We start from the raw sequence: 14,676 nt of genomic DNA, 5'->3' as shown, positions 1-14,676 counted from the left end.
GCGCTGGGCCTATTTACTTGGCGCCGGGCGTGTACAGCTTGTCGAACTGGCCACCGTCATTGAAGTGCACCTTCTGCGCTTCGGTCAGCGAGCCGAAGTACTTGGCCACCGTGAACTGCTTGAGCGGCTTGAAGGTGTCGGCGTACTTCTTGAGCACGGTCTCAGAACGGGGGCGGATGGCGTGCTTGGCTGCGATCTCTTGCGCTTCTTCCGAGTACAGGTAGTCCAGGTAGGCCTTGGCCAGCTGGGCCGTGCCCTTCTTGGCCACGGTGCGTTCCACCACGGCCACGGGGTTTTCAGCCACCACGCTCACCGAGGGGTAGATGGCATCGACCTTGCCCGCGCCGAACTCGCGGTCGATGGAGACCACCTCGGATTCAAAGGTGATCAGCACATCGCCCTGGTTGCGCTGCAGGAAGGTGGCCGTGGCATCGCGGCCGCCCTTGGCCAGGATAGGCACGTTCTTGTACAGCTTGCCGACAAACTCGGCGGCCTGCGCCTCGGTGCCACCCTTTTCACGCACGGCGCCCCAGGCGGCCAGGTAGGCATAGCGGCCGTTGCCGCCGGTCTTGGGGTTGACCACGATCACCTGCACGCCGGGCTTGATGAGGTCGTCCCAGTCTTTGATGTTCTTGGGGTTGCCGTTGCGCACCAGGAACAGCATGGTCGAGGTGGTGGGCGATGCGTCGTGTGGGAACTTCTTGGCCCAGTCCTTGGCAACCACGCCGTTGTCCGCCAGAAACTGTACGTCGGTGGTGGTGTTCATGGTGACCACGTCAGCAGCCAGGCCGTCGTTCACGGCACGGGCCTGGGCGCTGGAGCCGGCGTGCGACTGGTCGATCTTCACGTCCTGGCCGGTGGTCTTCTTGTAGTGCGCGGCGAAGGCCACGTTGTAGTCCTTGTAGAACTCGCGGGCCACGTCATACGACACATTGAGCAGCGAATTCTGAGCGGCAGCCAGGCCGCTCGCGGCCAGGGCCAGAGAGGCCAGGAGGGTCTTGAGTTTCAAAGAAGTCATGGTGAAGTCGCCCAAAAAATGCTGGAGATTCCGCATTGTGCGGACCACCCCTTAAAACTCAAAAGAATATATTCTTGTTAATTAATCGAGAATTGGCATATAGGCATCTCGAAGGGCGTGCCGGTGCCATGGCCCCAAACCGCACACTAGCTGCCCGGGCCTGACATTTCGGGTCCTGCAGGCACCGAGCGCTAGTAACACATGCTCAGAAAGCTATCAATTAGATAGCAATCAGGCGGCGGCCGGAGAAACCTGCGAGTACCCTGCCGCTGGCTGGATGGTGCTGTGGTCGCCCTCGAGAGACTGCAGCAACGCCCAGCCCAGCGGCCATTCGCCATGGCCCGAGTCAATATTGATGTGCCCCGCGTTCTGCATGCGCACAAACTCGCTGCCCCAGGCCCTGGCATAGGCGCCCGCCAGGCGGATGGGACAAAACGGGTCATTGCTGCTGGCCACCACGATGCTGCGGTAAGGCAACGCCGCGTAAGGCACGGGGGCAAAGTCGCTCAGGATGGCGCGGCGCTCGGGGTCGGCAGGAGCCACCAGCAAGGCGCCGCACACCTTGGCTGCAGCCTCTGGCCCGATGTGGGTGGTGGCAATACAGCCCAGGCTGTGTGCCACGATCACTACAGGGTGCGTTGCGGCCAGTACCGTCTTCTCCAACTGACTCACCCAGGCTGAACGCGTGGGCGTGATCCAGTCGTCCTGCACCACGCGGCGCGCGTGGGGGAGGCGCTCGGCCCACAGGCTCTGCCAGTGGCCGGGGCCCGAATCGCGCCAGCCGGGGACGATGATGATGGAGGTGGTGGTGGTCACAGGCAGGGATTCTGCGAGCCAGCCTTTAAAACCCAAACGACTTAATTCTTGTTATTTAATCTCCAAATCATCTAAAAAAGCGACTTCTGCTTGCCTCTTTCAAGCAACGACTATTGAGTGAATAAATTAAACCAACCGGTTTAATTTCAAACCGACGCGTACAATGTAACGAATTGCAAACAAGTCACCTGGCGCCGTTCCGCACGACGGCCGCTGGTTGGGTTTGCATTGGCGGCTTGTCCCAGGTCGGTTCTTCCTTAGTCATCTTCACTTCAAGAGGCACCTTTCAATGCACACGTGGAAAATCAGCCAGCGCCTGATGGCGGGCTTCGGTTTGGTCATCGTGGCCCTGCTCGGCATGTCGGTCTACAGCGTGCTCATTGCACGGGGCATCGACGGCGCTCTGACCGCCAATGCCACGCAGAACGCGGTCATCCAGCGCGCTGCCATCAACTTCCGGGGCTCGGCGCACGACCGCTCCATCGCGGTGCGCGACGTGGTGCTGGCCCCCAACGACGACGCACGCAAGAAGGAAGTCGAATCCATCGCACGGCTGGCGGACTTCTACGCCCAGTCCGCCACGCAGCTGGACAGCGTGCTGAAAACCGCCAAGGAGATTCCGCCCGAAGTGGCCCCTATGGTGCAGTCGCTCAAAGACATTGAAGCGCGTACGGTAGCCACCACCAGCAAGGTGGTCGCGCTGATGCAGTCCGGCGACCGCGCAGGCGCTGAAGCCATGCTCTGGACCGAGGCCAAGCCCCAGTACGAGCAATGGCTGGCAGCGGCCAACAAGCTCATCGACTACGAAGAGGCGCGCATCATCAAGAACAGCCAGACGGCCAACCAGGACGCGAGCCAGTTCACCGGCGTGATGCTGTCCATCACGCTGTTGGCGGTGCTGATCAGTGTGGCGGTGACGGTGCTGGTATCACGCAGCATTGGCCGCGAGCTGGGCGCCGAGCCCAGCGACGTGCGCGCGGTGGTGCAAGCCATCCAGCAGGGCAACCTCACCACCCCAGTGCAAGTGAAGGCGGGCGACACCGGCAGCGTGATGGTGGCCGTGCGCGACATGCAGCAGCGTTTTCATGAACTGGTCTCGGCCGTGCGCGACAACATTGCGCAGCTGCGCACCACCAGCGACGACATCAGCAGCGGCAACCAGAACCTGGGCCACCGCACCGAACAAGCCGCCAGCAGTCTGGAGCAAACCGCCGCCAGCATGGAAGAGCTGACCGCCACCGTGCGTCAAAGTGCCGACTCGGCCCGCCAGGCCAACGCCCTGGCCACCACCGCTGCCAGCACAGCCACCAAGGGCGGCGAAGTGATGCAGCAGGTGGTAAGCACCATGCAGGACATCCACCACAGCAGCCAGAAAATCGCCGACATCATCGGCGTGATCGACGGCATTGCGTTCCAGACCAACATCCTGGCGCTAAATGCCGCTGTGGAGGCCGCCCGAGCGGGCGAACAGGGGCGTGGCTTTGCCGTGGTGGCCACCGAGGTGCGCAGCCTGGCCCAGCGCAGTGCCGAGGCAGCCAAGGAGATCAAGGCGTTGATACAGTCCAGCGTCGACAAGGTGGACTCGGGCACCCAGCTCGTGGCCAACGCGGGCGAGACCATGAACGAGATCGTGCAAGGCGTGCAGCGCGTGAACGGCATCATCGGCGAGATCAGCACCGCCGCCGCCGAGCAGAGCGACGGCATCTCGCAGGTCAACGTGGCCGTGACCCAGCTGGACCAGATGACCCAGCAAAACGGCGCCTTGGTGAGCGAAAGCACCACCGCCGCCGAAAACCTGCGCCAGCAAGCCCAGCGGCTGGCGGAGCTGGTGGCCGTGTTCCAGGTCGGCGGCAGTGCTTCAGCAGGCATGGGACTCGATGCACCGCGTGCCACGCCAGTACATCGTGGCAATGCCCTGCCCGTCCCCGGCGTGCGACGCCTCGCACACTGAGACAGCATTGCGGACAGCAGGTCGCCAGGGTGGGTGCCATGAGGTGCTGAAAAAATTCTTGAATTTTTCGGTACCCCTCAACCCCATTGCCCCGCCCCGTTCGTTTCACCCAGCACCACCACTTTTTTTGATGGAGCTGCCATGAAACCCCGTTCACTCACCCTGCCCGCCCTCGCCGCCCTGACAGCACTGCTGGGCCTGGCCCACCTGCCTGCCCAAGCCATTGGCCGCCTCGCCGACGTGACCATCGTGGACCGCGACACCGGCGCCACGCTCCCGGTGCACTACGCCCGGGGCGAATACTGGGTGGCCGGGCGGCCCGGGGCGCGGTATGCCATCACGGTGCGCAACCGGCTGGGCGAGCGGGTGCTGGCCGTGCCGTCGGTGGACGGTGTGAATGTGCTCAGCGGCGAAACCGCTGCGTGGGACCAGCGCGGCTATGTGTTCTCGCCCTACGAGCGTTACCAGATCACCGGCTGGCGCAAGAGCGACAGCCAGGTGGCGGCCTTCGAGTTTTCGCACATCGCCAACTCGTACGCCGCCCGCACGGGTCGCCCTGCGCATGTGGGCGTGATTGGCGTCGCCCTGTTCCGCGAACAGCCACCGATGCCCCAGCCTGCCCCGGCCATCACCCCCGAGCCCTACAGCCAGCGCCGCGACAACGGCCTGGGCCTCGGGCGCCTGCGGGAGGACCCCGCATCGCCCGCAGCCGCTGGGGCTGCCGGTGCGCCTGCTGCCCCAGCCCCATCGGCCGAGGCAGAGTCCTCTGCCCGCTCGCAATCTGCCGACAGTGTGGCCAAGGCCGTTCCCATGCCATCGGCCAAGCTAGGCACGGCGCACGGCCAGCGCGAGACCTCGGTTGTCACCCACACCAGCTTCACGCGCCTGCAAGAGCAGCCCAATGAAATCATCAGCATCCGCTACGACAGCCGCGAGAACCTGATCGCCAGCGGCGTGATCCGCGAGCCCATCGCCCGCCCCCACGTGCCCCATGTGCCGCGCGCGTTTCCGCAGTCGGACAACCTGTCGTACGTACCCGACCCACGGTAGGCCTGGGCCGGCCCGTGAGTGCATGAGGGTTTCGCATAATGCCCGGGTGCCTGCCGCCCCACCCTTTGACGATGCCCACGACGCCGACGAAGCGCTGATGCTGCGCTACGCCAAGGGCGACATGGCCGCGTTTGACCGGCTCTACGCCCGGCACGAGCTGGCCGTGTGGCGGTTTGTGTTTCGCAGCGTGAAAGTGCAGGCGGTGGCCGACGACCTGCTGCAGGACGTGTGGTTTGCGGTGGCGCGCAATGCCGCCCGTTATGAGGTGAAGGCCAAGTTCCGCACCTGGCTGTTCACCCTGGCGCATAACCGGCTGGTGGACCACCTGCGCACCGCCAAACACCACGCCAGCCTGGATGCCAGCGACGACGATGCGCGCAGCCTGGCAGACACCCTGGTAGCGGACTCGGGCTTCGGGCCCGTGCGCCAATTGCAGTCGCGCGAGCAGGCCGCCGCGCTCATCGCCGCCGTAGAGCAGTTGCCGCCAGAGCAGCGCGAGGCCTTTTTGTTGCAAGCCGAAGGAGACCTGAGCGTGCAGGAGATTGCCAAGGCCACCGGCGTTAACTTTGAAACCGCCAAAAGCCGCCTGCGCTACGCGCGGGCCAGCCTGCGCCAGCACCTCAAGGAGTTTGTATGACCCGGCAGGATGACGAACTGGTCCGGCGCTACCACGAGGCCAGCGAACAGGAGGGCGCCCGCCCCGGCGCGCATGTGCGCGGTGCCGTGCGTGCGCATGCACAGATGGTGGCAGCGGCTGCGGCATCGGCCACCCCGGTAGCAGCCCCTGCCGCCAACCAGGCCCGCTGGAAGATTTCTGCCCTGGCCACCTTGGCCGTGGTGGGGCTGACTGGCTTGCTGATGCTGCAGTTTGAGCGCGGCACGCCCGAAGAGCGGGACACCGCTTTCAGCCACCGCCGGACCGAGTCGCCTGCGCAGGCTCCCACGGTCCCTGCCCCTGCAGCCACACCGACGCTCCCGCCACCGGCAGAGCCCCCATCGAGCACTCCGCCTGCGCCGGAAAGCACGCAGAAAAGTACGCGGAACAGCACCGGCCCGTCGGCCGACACCATGCCCCCCAAGCCCGCCACGGTAGCCCCCCCCGCGCCTGCGCAGACACCAGCACCCGCCCAGCCCGTAGCCAAGCCGGCTCCTGTGTCGCCTTCCACTGAGCAGGAAGCCCTGTCAGCACCTCGCGCAGCCGGGGCCCTCTCCGGTTTCCCAGCGTCGCCCCCCCCGCCCTCGACCGCAGCCTCCCCTGCCGAATCTGGTGCCGAAAGGCGCGAACGCGCATCAGTCTCCCCTGCACCAGTCCTTCAAGAAACCGCTCCGGCTGCCCCCGCCGCAGCAGCTGCACCAGCCACCCGCGCCCCGCTGGCGGACTCTGCAGCGCGCGACCACCAGACGGCGGCTGCAGCCCCTACCATGTCAAAAAATCTGGGCGCGGCCTTGCCCGTCACCATCTGGGAGGCCGCCCGCACGGGCCAACCCCAGCAGATCGAAGCCCTCGTGCAACAGGGCACACCAGTGGATGCCCGCGACCCCGGAGGAAAAACCGCCCTGATGCTGGCGGCCATGAACGGCCACACCGCCACCGTGCAGCGGCTGCTGGCCTTGCGCGCCAACCCGGCGCTGGTGGACCGCGAAGGTCTGAATGCGGCACAGCTCGCGGCACAGCGGGGGCACACGCGCCTGGCAGAGCTGCTGGAAGCGGCCCGCTGAAAAGCGCACCGGCAGGTCTCGCAGAGCCCGCGTGATGTCCGCAGGGGGCGGGCGTAGCTGCCCCGCTCGGCGATAAGGGCGAGTCAGTTGCTCGTCGGAATCATCAGAACCGCACTGCCTCAAACGCGGGGTGCAGCGCGTCGATCCAGTGGTCCAGCTCGTCCTGCGTCACATGCAGGTGGTCCATGCAGGCCTGGCCGTGTTGGGTCCACTCGCGCGTGGGGGCCAGGCCGTCGTGCTGGTTGACCAGAAACTCGGCCAGCAACCCCAGCGCCACCAGGTGCCGCACGGTGGGATCAAACTGCTCGTCGTTCAGGCAGGCAAAGTCGTGGTGCAGCCAGATGGCCTGGGCCACGTCGCCCGGCAGGTGCCAGGTGCGCGCCACGATGGCGCCCATCACCGCATGGTCGGTGCGGTGGCTCGCGTTCTCGGTCTGGGTAAAGGTGCGGTCCTTGCGCGCCAGGGCCTCGGTCACGGTGCCCGCGTAGCCCCGCACCGCCTTCACCAGCACCGGCATGCCCACATGGCAGAACAGCCCGAAGCTGTAGCCCAGCCCTGGGTCCAGGCTGTAGAGCTGGTGGCCGATGTGCTCGCACGCAATGGCGCGGCGCTGCGAGCTTTCCCAGAAATGCTCCAGCAGCGGCGAGCGCACCTGCAGCGCGTTGCGCGTGATGAAGGCAGACAGCAGCTCCACGGCCGGCTGCAGCCCCAGTACCGTCAGCGCCATGCCCACGGTCTGCACCGGCTGGGCCAGGCCGTACAGCGGGCTGTTGGCCAGCCGCATCACGGCGGCGGCCAGGGCTACGTCGGAGGACGCCAGTTGCTCCAGCGCGGTCGAGTCCAGCTCGGGCGCCGCCACGATCTGCTGCAGGCGCAGCAACGATTCGGGGCACGGCGGGATCACGATGGCGCGCACGGCAGGGTGCACGCGGGCTTGCCGGATGTCTTGGTCGATGGGGTGTGGAGCGGTCACAAAAAGTCCCCGGGCCGCCGCGTGTGCCGACCACACGGACGGGCGCAGCCCGCACAGTTGCAATTCGTTGCATTGTGGCGCCAAAAAGCGCTTTGCCACCGAACCCGTGCACAAGCGCAGGCTTTGCGCCCAGCGCCTCAGAACCTGTGCTTTGAAAAGGTTCTCAGATATTGGCCCCGTCGAGCCCCTGCAGGGCCTGCCGTGTGCTCAGGCTGCTGCGGCCGGGCATGGCCTCGCCCAGGTAGTCCAGAAAACGCCGCACCGCGGGCGACAGCCCCCGGCGGGAGGGGAACACGGCATGCACGATGGCGGGCGCCGGCGCCCAGTCGGGCAGCACCCGCACCAGCTTGCGCTCGCGCATTTCTTCCTGGCACATGTAGTCGGGCATCCAGCACACCCCCGTGCCGGCCACGGCCGCGTATTTGAGCGTGAGCAGGTCGTCGGCCACATAGCGCGGCGTGTGCTGCACCACCTGGTGCACGCCGCCCGGTCCAATCAGGTTCCAGGTCGATCGGCCATCGGGGGCCGACATGGCAATGCTGTCGAGCTTGGCCAGGTCGTCCAGCGTTTGGGGCGTGCCCTGGCGGATCAGCAGCTCGGGGCTGGCCACCAGGATCTGCGTGGTGTGGTCCAGCCGCTTGACGACCATGCTGCCGCTGTCGTCCACCGAGGGACGCACGCGCAGCGCCACGTCGATGCCCTCTTCCACCAGGTTGACCGCGCGGTTGCTCACCAGCATGTCGATGCGCACCTCGGGGCAACTGGCCAGGAACCGGGGGATCAGCTCGGCCACCACGGTCTGCGCCAGCGTGACAGGGCAGCTCACGCGGATGGTGCCGCGCGGCACGGTCTGCACCTGGGCCACCGTGTCGGCCGCCGCCTGGGCCGATTCGCGCATGGCCTGACAGTGGCGCAAATAGGCTTCGCCCACTTCGGTCAGCGAGAGCTTGCGGGTGGTGCGCTGCAGCAGGCGCACGCCCAGCTGCGTTTCCAGGTCGGACACCCGGCGCGACAGGCGCGATTTGGGAATGCCGAGCGCGCGGCCCGCAGCGGCAAAGCCACCGCGCTCCACCACTTCGGCGAAATACAGCATGTCGTTGAGATCTTGCATGGGCTTCATCGTCCTATGGATAGAACAATCTATCGCAAGTTCACTACCTTATCAACAAATTGATCCATCCCCACAATTCATCCCATGGCCACACGCTGTGGCTCCGATCCACAGAACCCCAGGAGTTCCCTCATGCAACTGCTTCACGTCGACTCTGCCATCACCGGTGATCAATCCGTGTCCCGCCAACTGACTGCCCGCACCGTGACCGCCTGGCAAGCCGCCCACCCTGGCACCACCGTGCAATACCTGGACCTGGCCCAGCAAGCGCCTTCGCACCTGTCGGCCCAGTCGCTGGGGTTCCGCACCGGCCAGGCCGCTGCCACCGAGGCAGAGCGCGCTGAAAACGCACTGTCCGAAGCCCTGGTGAGCCAGTTCCTGGCCTCCGACGTGATCGTGATTGGCGCGCCGCTGTACAACTTCTCCATCCCCAGCCAGCTCAAGGCCTGGATCGACCGCCTGGCGCAAGCGGGCCGCACCTTCAAGTACACCGAGAAGGGCCCCGTGGGTCTGGCCGGTGGCAAGACGGTGATCGTGGCCTCCACCCGTGGCGGCGTGTACTCGACCAGCGAAGGCGGTCAGGCCATGGAGCACCAGGAGAGCTACCTGAAGGTGGTGTTTGGCTTCTTCGGCATCACCGACGTGCGCTTTGTGCGTGCCGAAGGCGTGGCCATGGGCCCAGACGCCAAGGCGGCCGCACTGGCCTCGGCCAACGTGGAAATTTCCACACACACCAGCGTGGCCGCCAACCAGGGTCGCGTGTCGCAGGCCGCCTAAGCCCAGCGGCAACAACGGCGCGCAGGGCACAAGCCCTGCAAGCCCCCCCCAAAACCCGGCCCTGTGCCGGGTTTTGGCTTTTATCAGGGAAAAACGGCCGGATGCGCTAGTGGAACATGCCTGAGCAGCTATCATTTTTGATATGCCACACACGGACCATGCCGCCCCCACGCCACACCGTGCCAGCAGTCACTGCGCAGCGGGCGGCGCCTGCCGCTGCAGCCATTGCTCGGCCAGTGGCCCGGGCGCCAGGGCCGGGGCAAACAGCCAGCCCTGAAAACGCTCGCAGCCCATGCGGATCAACAACTGCAGCTGTTCCTCGGTCTCCACGCCTTCGGCCACCACCTCCAGCCCCAGCGTGCGGGCCAGGGCGTTGACGGTGGCGCAGATCTCGCGGTCGTTCACGTCCACCACGATGTCGCGCACAAACACCTTGTCGATCTTCAGCTCGCTCACCGGCAGGCGCTTGAGCTTGATGAGCGACGAGTGGCCGGTGCCAAAGTCGTCGATCGACAGCGCAAAACCCGCGTTCTTCAGATCGAGCGCGATGGCGTACAGGGACTCGTCCAGCAACTGCGACTCGGTGATCTCCAGCACCAGGCCGGCGGGCGCCACCCCGGCGCGCTGGGTCACGCCCAGCAGGGTCTGGGTAAAACCCGGCTCACGCAGCTGGATGGTGGAGACATTGACCGACACCACGGGCACCTGCCAGCCCTCGGCACGCCACTGTGCCATCTGGCGGCAGGCGGTCTCGAACACCCACAGCCCGATGGGCACGATGAGCCCGCTCTCCTCGGCCAGCGGGATGAACTCGTCGGGCGGCACCGCCTTGCCATCCACCGACCAGCGCAGCAGCGCCTCGGCACCCACGGTCTGGCGCTGCTGATTGAGCTGGGGCTGGTAGACCAGCGAGAACTCGCCCGCCTGCAGCGCGTTGTGCAGGCGCCGGCGCAGCTCCAGTCGCCCGCGCGTGATCTGCGTGAACTCCTCGATGTAGAAGCGGTACGAGCCCCGGCCTGCACTCTTGGTGGCGTGCAGGGCCGAATGCGCGTGGCGCACCAACTCCACGCTGTTGGCCGAGTCGTCCGGGTACAGGCTGATGCCCAGGCTGGCCCCCATGTACTGCGCGCCCACCTCCGACAGCTCCCACGGCCGCGCCAGCCCTTCCACCAGCGAGGCCGCCAGTTGCGCCAGCTCGGTGCGCGACGCCGGGCGCAGCAGCATCACCGTGAACTGGTCATTGGCCAGCCGCGACACCAGGCCCCGCCCCGCCAGCAGCTGGGTGATTCGCTGCGCCACCTCGCTCAGCAGCGCGTCGCCCACGCGGTGGCCATAGGTTTCGTTCACGCTCTTGAAGTGATCCAGGTCGATCAGCATCAGCGCCACGCGGCGGTTGGTGCTGTGTGTGTCGCGGGCGGCCTCGGCCACGGCACGCTCCAGCGCGTCTTCAAAGTAGCGTCGATTGGGCAGGCCGGTGAGCGCATCAAAGTGCGCCACGCGGTACAGCTGCTCCTCGTTGCGCAGCACGGCGGCCTCGGCCGTGCGCAGGCGGTTGAGCAGGCTCACCACAATGGTCTGGCGCAGTGCAGCCAGCAGCAGCACCAGCAGGCAGCACACCAGGATCAGCGCCTGCATGCCTGCCCTGCCATCGGGCGCCACAAACAGCAGCACCAGGGTGATGGCCGCCAGCGTCATGGACAGCAGTGGCACGTAGTTCATGACCTGGTCGCACTGGCGGCGGTAGGCCGCATCTGCCGACATCTCAAACCGCAGCCAGCGTGCGCCCCAGCCCAGCACCAGCGCCGACACACTGAAGCTGGCGTTGAACCAGATGCCCGGCTGCACCGTGTTGCTGATGACCATGAGGTTCCACTGCATCCAGCTCAGGCCAAAGCCCAGCAGGCCCAGCAGCACCAGCGCATGGGAACGGTCGATGCGCACCCCCACCGTCGGAACAGCCAGCGCCGTGACGCCCGCCGCAGCGAGAAACCCAGCCGGGTACAGCACCAGCACCGTGCCCACGGCCAGCGAGTCCACCTCGCCCGAGGGCAGGTAGATCACCAGCGTGAACGCCAGCAGCGCCAGCACCGTGCCGCCAAAGTCCAGGGCCGCAGGGTAGGCCCGGTCGCGCGACAGGCGCGCAAAAGTGGCGCGGATGACGGTGGCAGCCCACAGCGGCCCACCCGCCAGAAACAGCAGGTCGGCGGGCGCGGGGAACGGGTTCCAGCCCAGCGCCACCTGCACGTTCCACACCATTTGCCCCAGAGCCACCAGCACCGCAAAGATCAGCAGGCCGGTGTGCAGCGCGCGGTCGGTGGGCGGCGCCAGCCGCCAGCCACGCCAGGCCCAGAAGGCAGAGAGCCCAAACGCCAGCGTCCAGGAGGCGTTGTCCAGAAACAGCCGCACGCCCGGTGCCGGTGCCCACAGTGACGCAACGAACAACAGCGTGGTCGCACTCAACCAGACCGCTGTGAGGATTCGTTCCGCGAAGGGCATGGTGGAGGGGATGGTGTTACTGGACGTTACCCTCTCATTGTGTATGCAAGCGCGACACCACAGTTTTCCCAGCGCAACGCAGGGGAATGGTGTTGGCGAAACGCTATCATTTAGATAGCTATTTGCGCTTTACGGGAAAGCGCATAACGCCAGAAATACTTGGATTTTTAACTGCTGTTGCAGTCGCTCTTTCCGCCCCCTCTCCCCTTGCGAGAGAGAGGGCGAAGCGGCAACCAGTCCGCAGAGCCACAGCGCCCTTCATCGCAGGGCGCATTTGCGATCAGCTTCAGAAGCCTGGCAGCACCGAGCCCTTGAATTCGGTCTGGATGAACTTCTTGACCTCTTCCGAGTGGTAAGCCTTCACCAGCTTGGCCACCCAGGGCTTGTCCTTGTCGGCTTCACGCACGGCGATCAGGTTGACGTAGGGGCTCTTGGCGTTTTCTTGTGCAATGGCGTCCTTGCCAGGGTTCAGGCCGGCCGACAGCGCAAAGTTGGTGTTGATGGCCGAGGCGTCCAGATCGTCCAGCGAACGGGGCAGCTGGGCGGCGTCCAGTTCAACAAACTTGAGCTTCTTGGGGTTGCTCACCACGTCCAGCGGCGTGGCCTTGAGGCCCGCGCCGTCACGCAGCTTGATCAGGCCCTTGTCCTGCAGCACCAGCAGCACGCGGCCGCCGTTGGTGGGGTCGTTGGGAATGCCGAACTTGGCGCCTTCCTTCAGGTCTTCCAGTTTCTTGACCTTCTTGGAATACAGGCCGATGGGGAAGTTGACGGTGTAGCCCACCGACACCAGCTTGTAGCCACGGTCGGCCACTTGCGCATCGAGGTAAGGCTTGTGCTGGTAGCTGTTGGCGTCCAGGTCGCCCGCAGCCAGCGCGGCGTTGGGCTGCACGTAGTCGCTGAACTCGACGATCTGGATCTTGAGGCCGTCCTTCTCGGCAACCTTCTTCACCTGCTCGAAGATCTGGGCGTGGGGACCGCCGGTCACGCCCACCTTGATGGGCTTGTCCTGAGCCATGGCGCCGGACGAGAAAGCGGCAGCAGCGGCCAGGGCCAGGGCGGATTGCAGGAGAAGGCGCTTGTTGTTGTTCACAGGGAAAACCTTTCGTTGAGAGATGGTTCGCATCCTAGGGTTTCCCCGATAAAACTGGAACAACTAAGTTTTCATTTCATTACAACCCATTCGAATAAGAAGACAAGGCCCGTGCCCCCCACCCCCACCTCATGAAACTGGCGCGCGCCCGGCGAGGGCAGCCGAGCAAGGGCCGCCCCGCAGCGAGGGCTGCGTCCCCCTTCCCGAATCGCGCAGCGATTCGAGAGAAGGGGGAAGTGGCGCAGCCACTCAGGGGGATGTTCCAAGTCACCCACGCAGTGCCACGTTGTTCAGCTTGTCCAGCCGCTCGGGCCAGGTGCCCTCCACCGTCGCGCCCTGCAGCAGGATGCGCGTCCAGGCCACCCAGGCGTCCCACTGCACGCGCTTGTCCCACGCATTGCCCCAAGCGCTGAACAGGTGCAGAGCGCTCTCGGCAGCGGCCTTGGCGTCGTCCTTGCGGCCAGCGGACAGATACAGCTGGGCCAGCACCATCTGTGGCTCGCCCACCCAGGGATTGTGGCGCACAGCGCTTTCCAGCACGCCGGTGGCCACGTCCAGGTCCACCAGCGGCTGGTCTTGCTGGATGACAGACCAGTACAGCGACGTGGCCGCCGCCTCGTTGGCGGCAGACAGGTGCTGCGAGCAGTGTGCAAACACGGGTGGCATGGGCAGCACGCCCTTCAGCCCCGGGTGCTGCAGCGCCTTGGCCAGGCCATTGATCTGGTGCACCATGCGCCCCGACGGCCGCATGGGTCCGGGCCAGAGCGATGCAGCCCAGTGCGCCTTCTGGCTGCGGTGCTGCACATCAGGAAAGCGCGAAAAGATGTCGTCCTGCCAGCTGAACCACTGCTCGATGGTGTCGGCCATGCTCACGATGATGAAGGCCGCCACCTCGTAGGGCGTGAGCACATGGTCCTGCCCGTCTTTTTGCAGCACCAGGCTGCCGTCTGCTTCCAGCGCATGGGCCAGCACCTTTTGCACAAACTGCGTGCGCGACTGGGTGCAGAACAGGTAGACCAGGTGCTCGGCCGACTCGCCCGCAATCTCGCGCACCCGGGCACGCTCCTTGGCAGGGTCGAACTTCACCAGGTCCACAAACGCATTGCCATACACACTGTGCAGCAGGCCCAGCAGGCGCACGTCACGCGGCTGCTGCCACACCGTCAGCGTGCGCGTCACGCCCACCAGGTGGTGGCGAAACGTGCCCGCCTTGTGCCAGTCCTGCCCCACATTGCGCGCGAGCACCGTGGGCAACACGGGCGCCAGTTCGGGGTCACGGGTCAGCCACTCGTCGTCCAGCAGCGGCAACGCGCGGGCAAACAGGTCAGGGTCCAGGGGGTGAAGCGGCAGGGTCATGGGGGTTGTGTCTCCGGCGTTGAGGGTGCGGGTAATGCAATGTACACACAGTATCTGCCCACACGGCGGTTGCGCAAGCACCGCGGCGACCCTGCCCTTACACCCTGCCCTCACACCCAACACGCGCCTGCACGGCGGCTCGGTCAGCCCGATTGCGTGCTGCGGGCTTTCAGGCTCAGAGGCTGAAAGTTTTTTAGCCGGGCCCGAAAGGCGCGCGAATACGCCTCGGATCTAGGCGCAAAGCACAGCCATAGCTCAGGCTATGGCGAGCATTGGCAACGATGCGCCGGGGCGTATCGGCGTGCAAGGCGGGCATGGA

12 protein-coding genes are annotated in these 14,676 nt (G+C 65.7%); 5 read left to right on the top strand and 7 right to left on the bottom strand.

Annotated features, from left to right (window positions below):
* Positions 1-13: 13 nt before the first annotated feature.
* Both CLU87_RS07610 and CLU87_RS07605 read right to left on the bottom strand, forming a co-directional pair.
* Complete coding sequence (locus CLU87_RS07610) at positions 14-1,018, bottom strand: sulfate ABC transporter substrate-binding protein (RefSeq protein ID WP_099732089.1); 1,005 nt, start codon at positions 1,016-1,018, stop codon at positions 14-16.
* 231 nt (positions 1,019-1,249) lie between these two features.
* Positions 1,250-1,834 (bottom strand): alpha/beta hydrolase, encoded by a 585-nt coding sequence (locus tag CLU87_RS07605; RefSeq protein ID WP_099732088.1) that lies wholly within the window; start codon positions 1,832-1,834, stop codon positions 1,250-1,252.
* 289 nt (positions 1,835-2,123) lie between these two features.
* Between CLU87_RS07605 and CLU87_RS07600 the strand changes: the two genes are divergently transcribed.
* The 4 genes from CLU87_RS07600 to CLU87_RS07585 all read left to right on the top strand — a co-directional run bounded on the left by CLU87_RS07600 (position 2,124) and on the right by CLU87_RS07585 (position 6,554).
* Positions 2,124-3,785: a methyl-accepting chemotaxis protein gene (locus CLU87_RS07600; protein ID WP_099730043.1), complete on the top strand. Its 1,662-nt coding sequence runs from the start codon at positions 2,124-2,126 to the stop codon at positions 3,783-3,785.
* A 141-nt stretch (positions 3,786-3,926) separates the two neighbouring features.
* On the top strand, positions 3,927-4,835 hold the full coding sequence (locus tag CLU87_RS07595; protein WP_099730042.1) for a hypothetical protein: 909 nt from the start codon (positions 3,927-3,929) through the stop codon (positions 4,833-4,835).
* A 22-nt stretch (positions 4,836-4,857) separates the two neighbouring features.
* Positions 4,858-5,472, top strand: coding sequence for an RNA polymerase sigma factor (locus CLU87_RS07590; protein ID WP_143227257.1), 615 nt, complete (start codon positions 4,858-4,860; stop codon positions 5,470-5,472).
* Complete coding sequence (locus CLU87_RS07585; protein ID WP_099730041.1) at positions 5,469-6,554, top strand: ankyrin repeat domain-containing protein; 1,086 nt, start codon at positions 5,469-5,471, stop codon at positions 6,552-6,554. The genes CLU87_RS07590 and CLU87_RS07585 overlap by 4 nt, the downstream gene beginning before the upstream one ends.
* A 103-nt stretch (positions 6,555-6,657) precedes the next feature.
* On the opposite strand, the gene CLU87_RS07580 is transcribed toward CLU87_RS07585, so the two are convergent.
* Both CLU87_RS07580 and CLU87_RS07575 read right to left on the bottom strand, forming a co-directional pair.
* Entirely contained in the window at positions 6,658-7,527 is an 870-nt protein-coding gene (locus CLU87_RS07580) for an HDOD domain-containing protein (RefSeq protein ID WP_056746683.1), read from the bottom strand.
* A gap of 163 nt (positions 7,528-7,690) precedes the next feature.
* Positions 7,691-8,638, bottom strand: coding sequence for a LysR family transcriptional regulator (locus tag CLU87_RS07575; protein WP_056746686.1), 948 nt, complete (start codon positions 8,636-8,638; stop codon positions 7,691-7,693).
* Between the two features lie 132 nt (positions 8,639-8,770).
* Between CLU87_RS07575 and CLU87_RS07570 the strand changes: the two genes are divergently transcribed.
* Positions 8,771-9,415 (top strand): FMN-dependent NADH-azoreductase, encoded by a 645-nt coding sequence (locus CLU87_RS07570; protein WP_099730040.1) that lies wholly within the window; start codon positions 8,771-8,773, stop codon positions 9,413-9,415.
* Between the two features lie 189 nt (positions 9,416-9,604).
* Here CLU87_RS07570 and CLU87_RS07565 read toward each other — a convergent pair whose 3' ends face one another.
* From CLU87_RS07565 to CLU87_RS07550, 3 genes are all read right to left on the bottom strand, one after another.
* Positions 9,605-11,911, bottom strand: coding sequence for a bifunctional diguanylate cyclase/phosphodiesterase (locus CLU87_RS07565; protein ID WP_099730039.1), 2,307 nt, complete (start codon positions 11,909-11,911; stop codon positions 9,605-9,607).
* 286 nt (positions 11,912-12,197) lie between these two features.
* The gene (locus CLU87_RS07560) at positions 12,198-13,034 is read right to left on the bottom strand and encodes a MetQ/NlpA family ABC transporter substrate-binding protein (protein ID WP_056067616.1); all 837 of its coding nucleotides are present in this window, start codon (positions 13,032-13,034) and stop codon (positions 12,198-12,200) included.
* Between the two features lie 234 nt (positions 13,035-13,268).
* On the bottom strand, positions 13,269-14,357 hold the full coding sequence (locus CLU87_RS07550; RefSeq protein WP_099730038.1) for a DUF6817 domain-containing protein: 1,089 nt from the start codon (positions 14,355-14,357) through the stop codon (positions 13,269-13,271).
* Between the last annotated feature and the right edge of the window lie 319 nt (positions 14,358-14,676).

The organism is Acidovorax sp. 59 (assembly GCF_002754175.1).
Taxonomy (GTDB): Bacteria; Pseudomonadota; Gammaproteobacteria; order Burkholderiales; family Burkholderiaceae_C; genus Acidovorax; species Acidovorax delafieldii.
Note: the sequence above shows the minus strand (reverse complement) of the source record. Positions and strands in the feature narration are given on the sequence as shown.

Coding starts and splice junctions, on each gene's coding strand:
- CLU87_RS07610 (WP_099732089.1), bottom strand. CDS start 1,018: ATGACTTCTTTGAAACTCAAGACCCTCCTGGCCTCTCTGGCCCTGGCC.
- CLU87_RS07600 (WP_099730043.1), top strand. CDS start 2,124: ATGCACACGTGGAAAATCAGCCAGCGCCTGATGGCGGGCTTCGGTTTG.
- CLU87_RS07595 (WP_099730042.1), top strand. CDS start 3,927: ATGAAACCCCGTTCACTCACCCTGCCCGCCCTCGCCGCCCTGACAGCA.
- CLU87_RS07590 (WP_143227257.1), top strand. CDS start 4,858: ATGAGGGTTTCGCATAATGCCCGGGTGCCTGCCGCCCCACCCTTTGAC.
- CLU87_RS07585 (WP_099730041.1), top strand. CDS start 5,469: ATGACCCGGCAGGATGACGAACTGGTCCGGCGCTACCACGAGGCCAGC.
- CLU87_RS07575 (WP_056746686.1), bottom strand. CDS start 8,638: ATGCAAGATCTCAACGACATGCTGTATTTCGCCGAAGTGGTGGAGCGC.
- CLU87_RS07570 (WP_099730040.1), top strand. CDS start 8,771: ATGCAACTGCTTCACGTCGACTCTGCCATCACCGGTGATCAATCCGTG.
- CLU87_RS07565 (WP_099730039.1), bottom strand. CDS start 11,911: ATGCCCTTCGCGGAACGAATCCTCACAGCGGTCTGGTTGAGTGCGACC.
- CLU87_RS07560 (WP_056067616.1), bottom strand. CDS start 13,034: ATGCGAACCATCTCTCAACGAAAGGTTTTCCCTGTGAACAACAACAAG.
- CLU87_RS07550 (WP_099730038.1), bottom strand. CDS start 14,357: ATGACCCTGCCGCTTCACCCCCTGGACCCTGACCTGTTTGCCCGCGCG.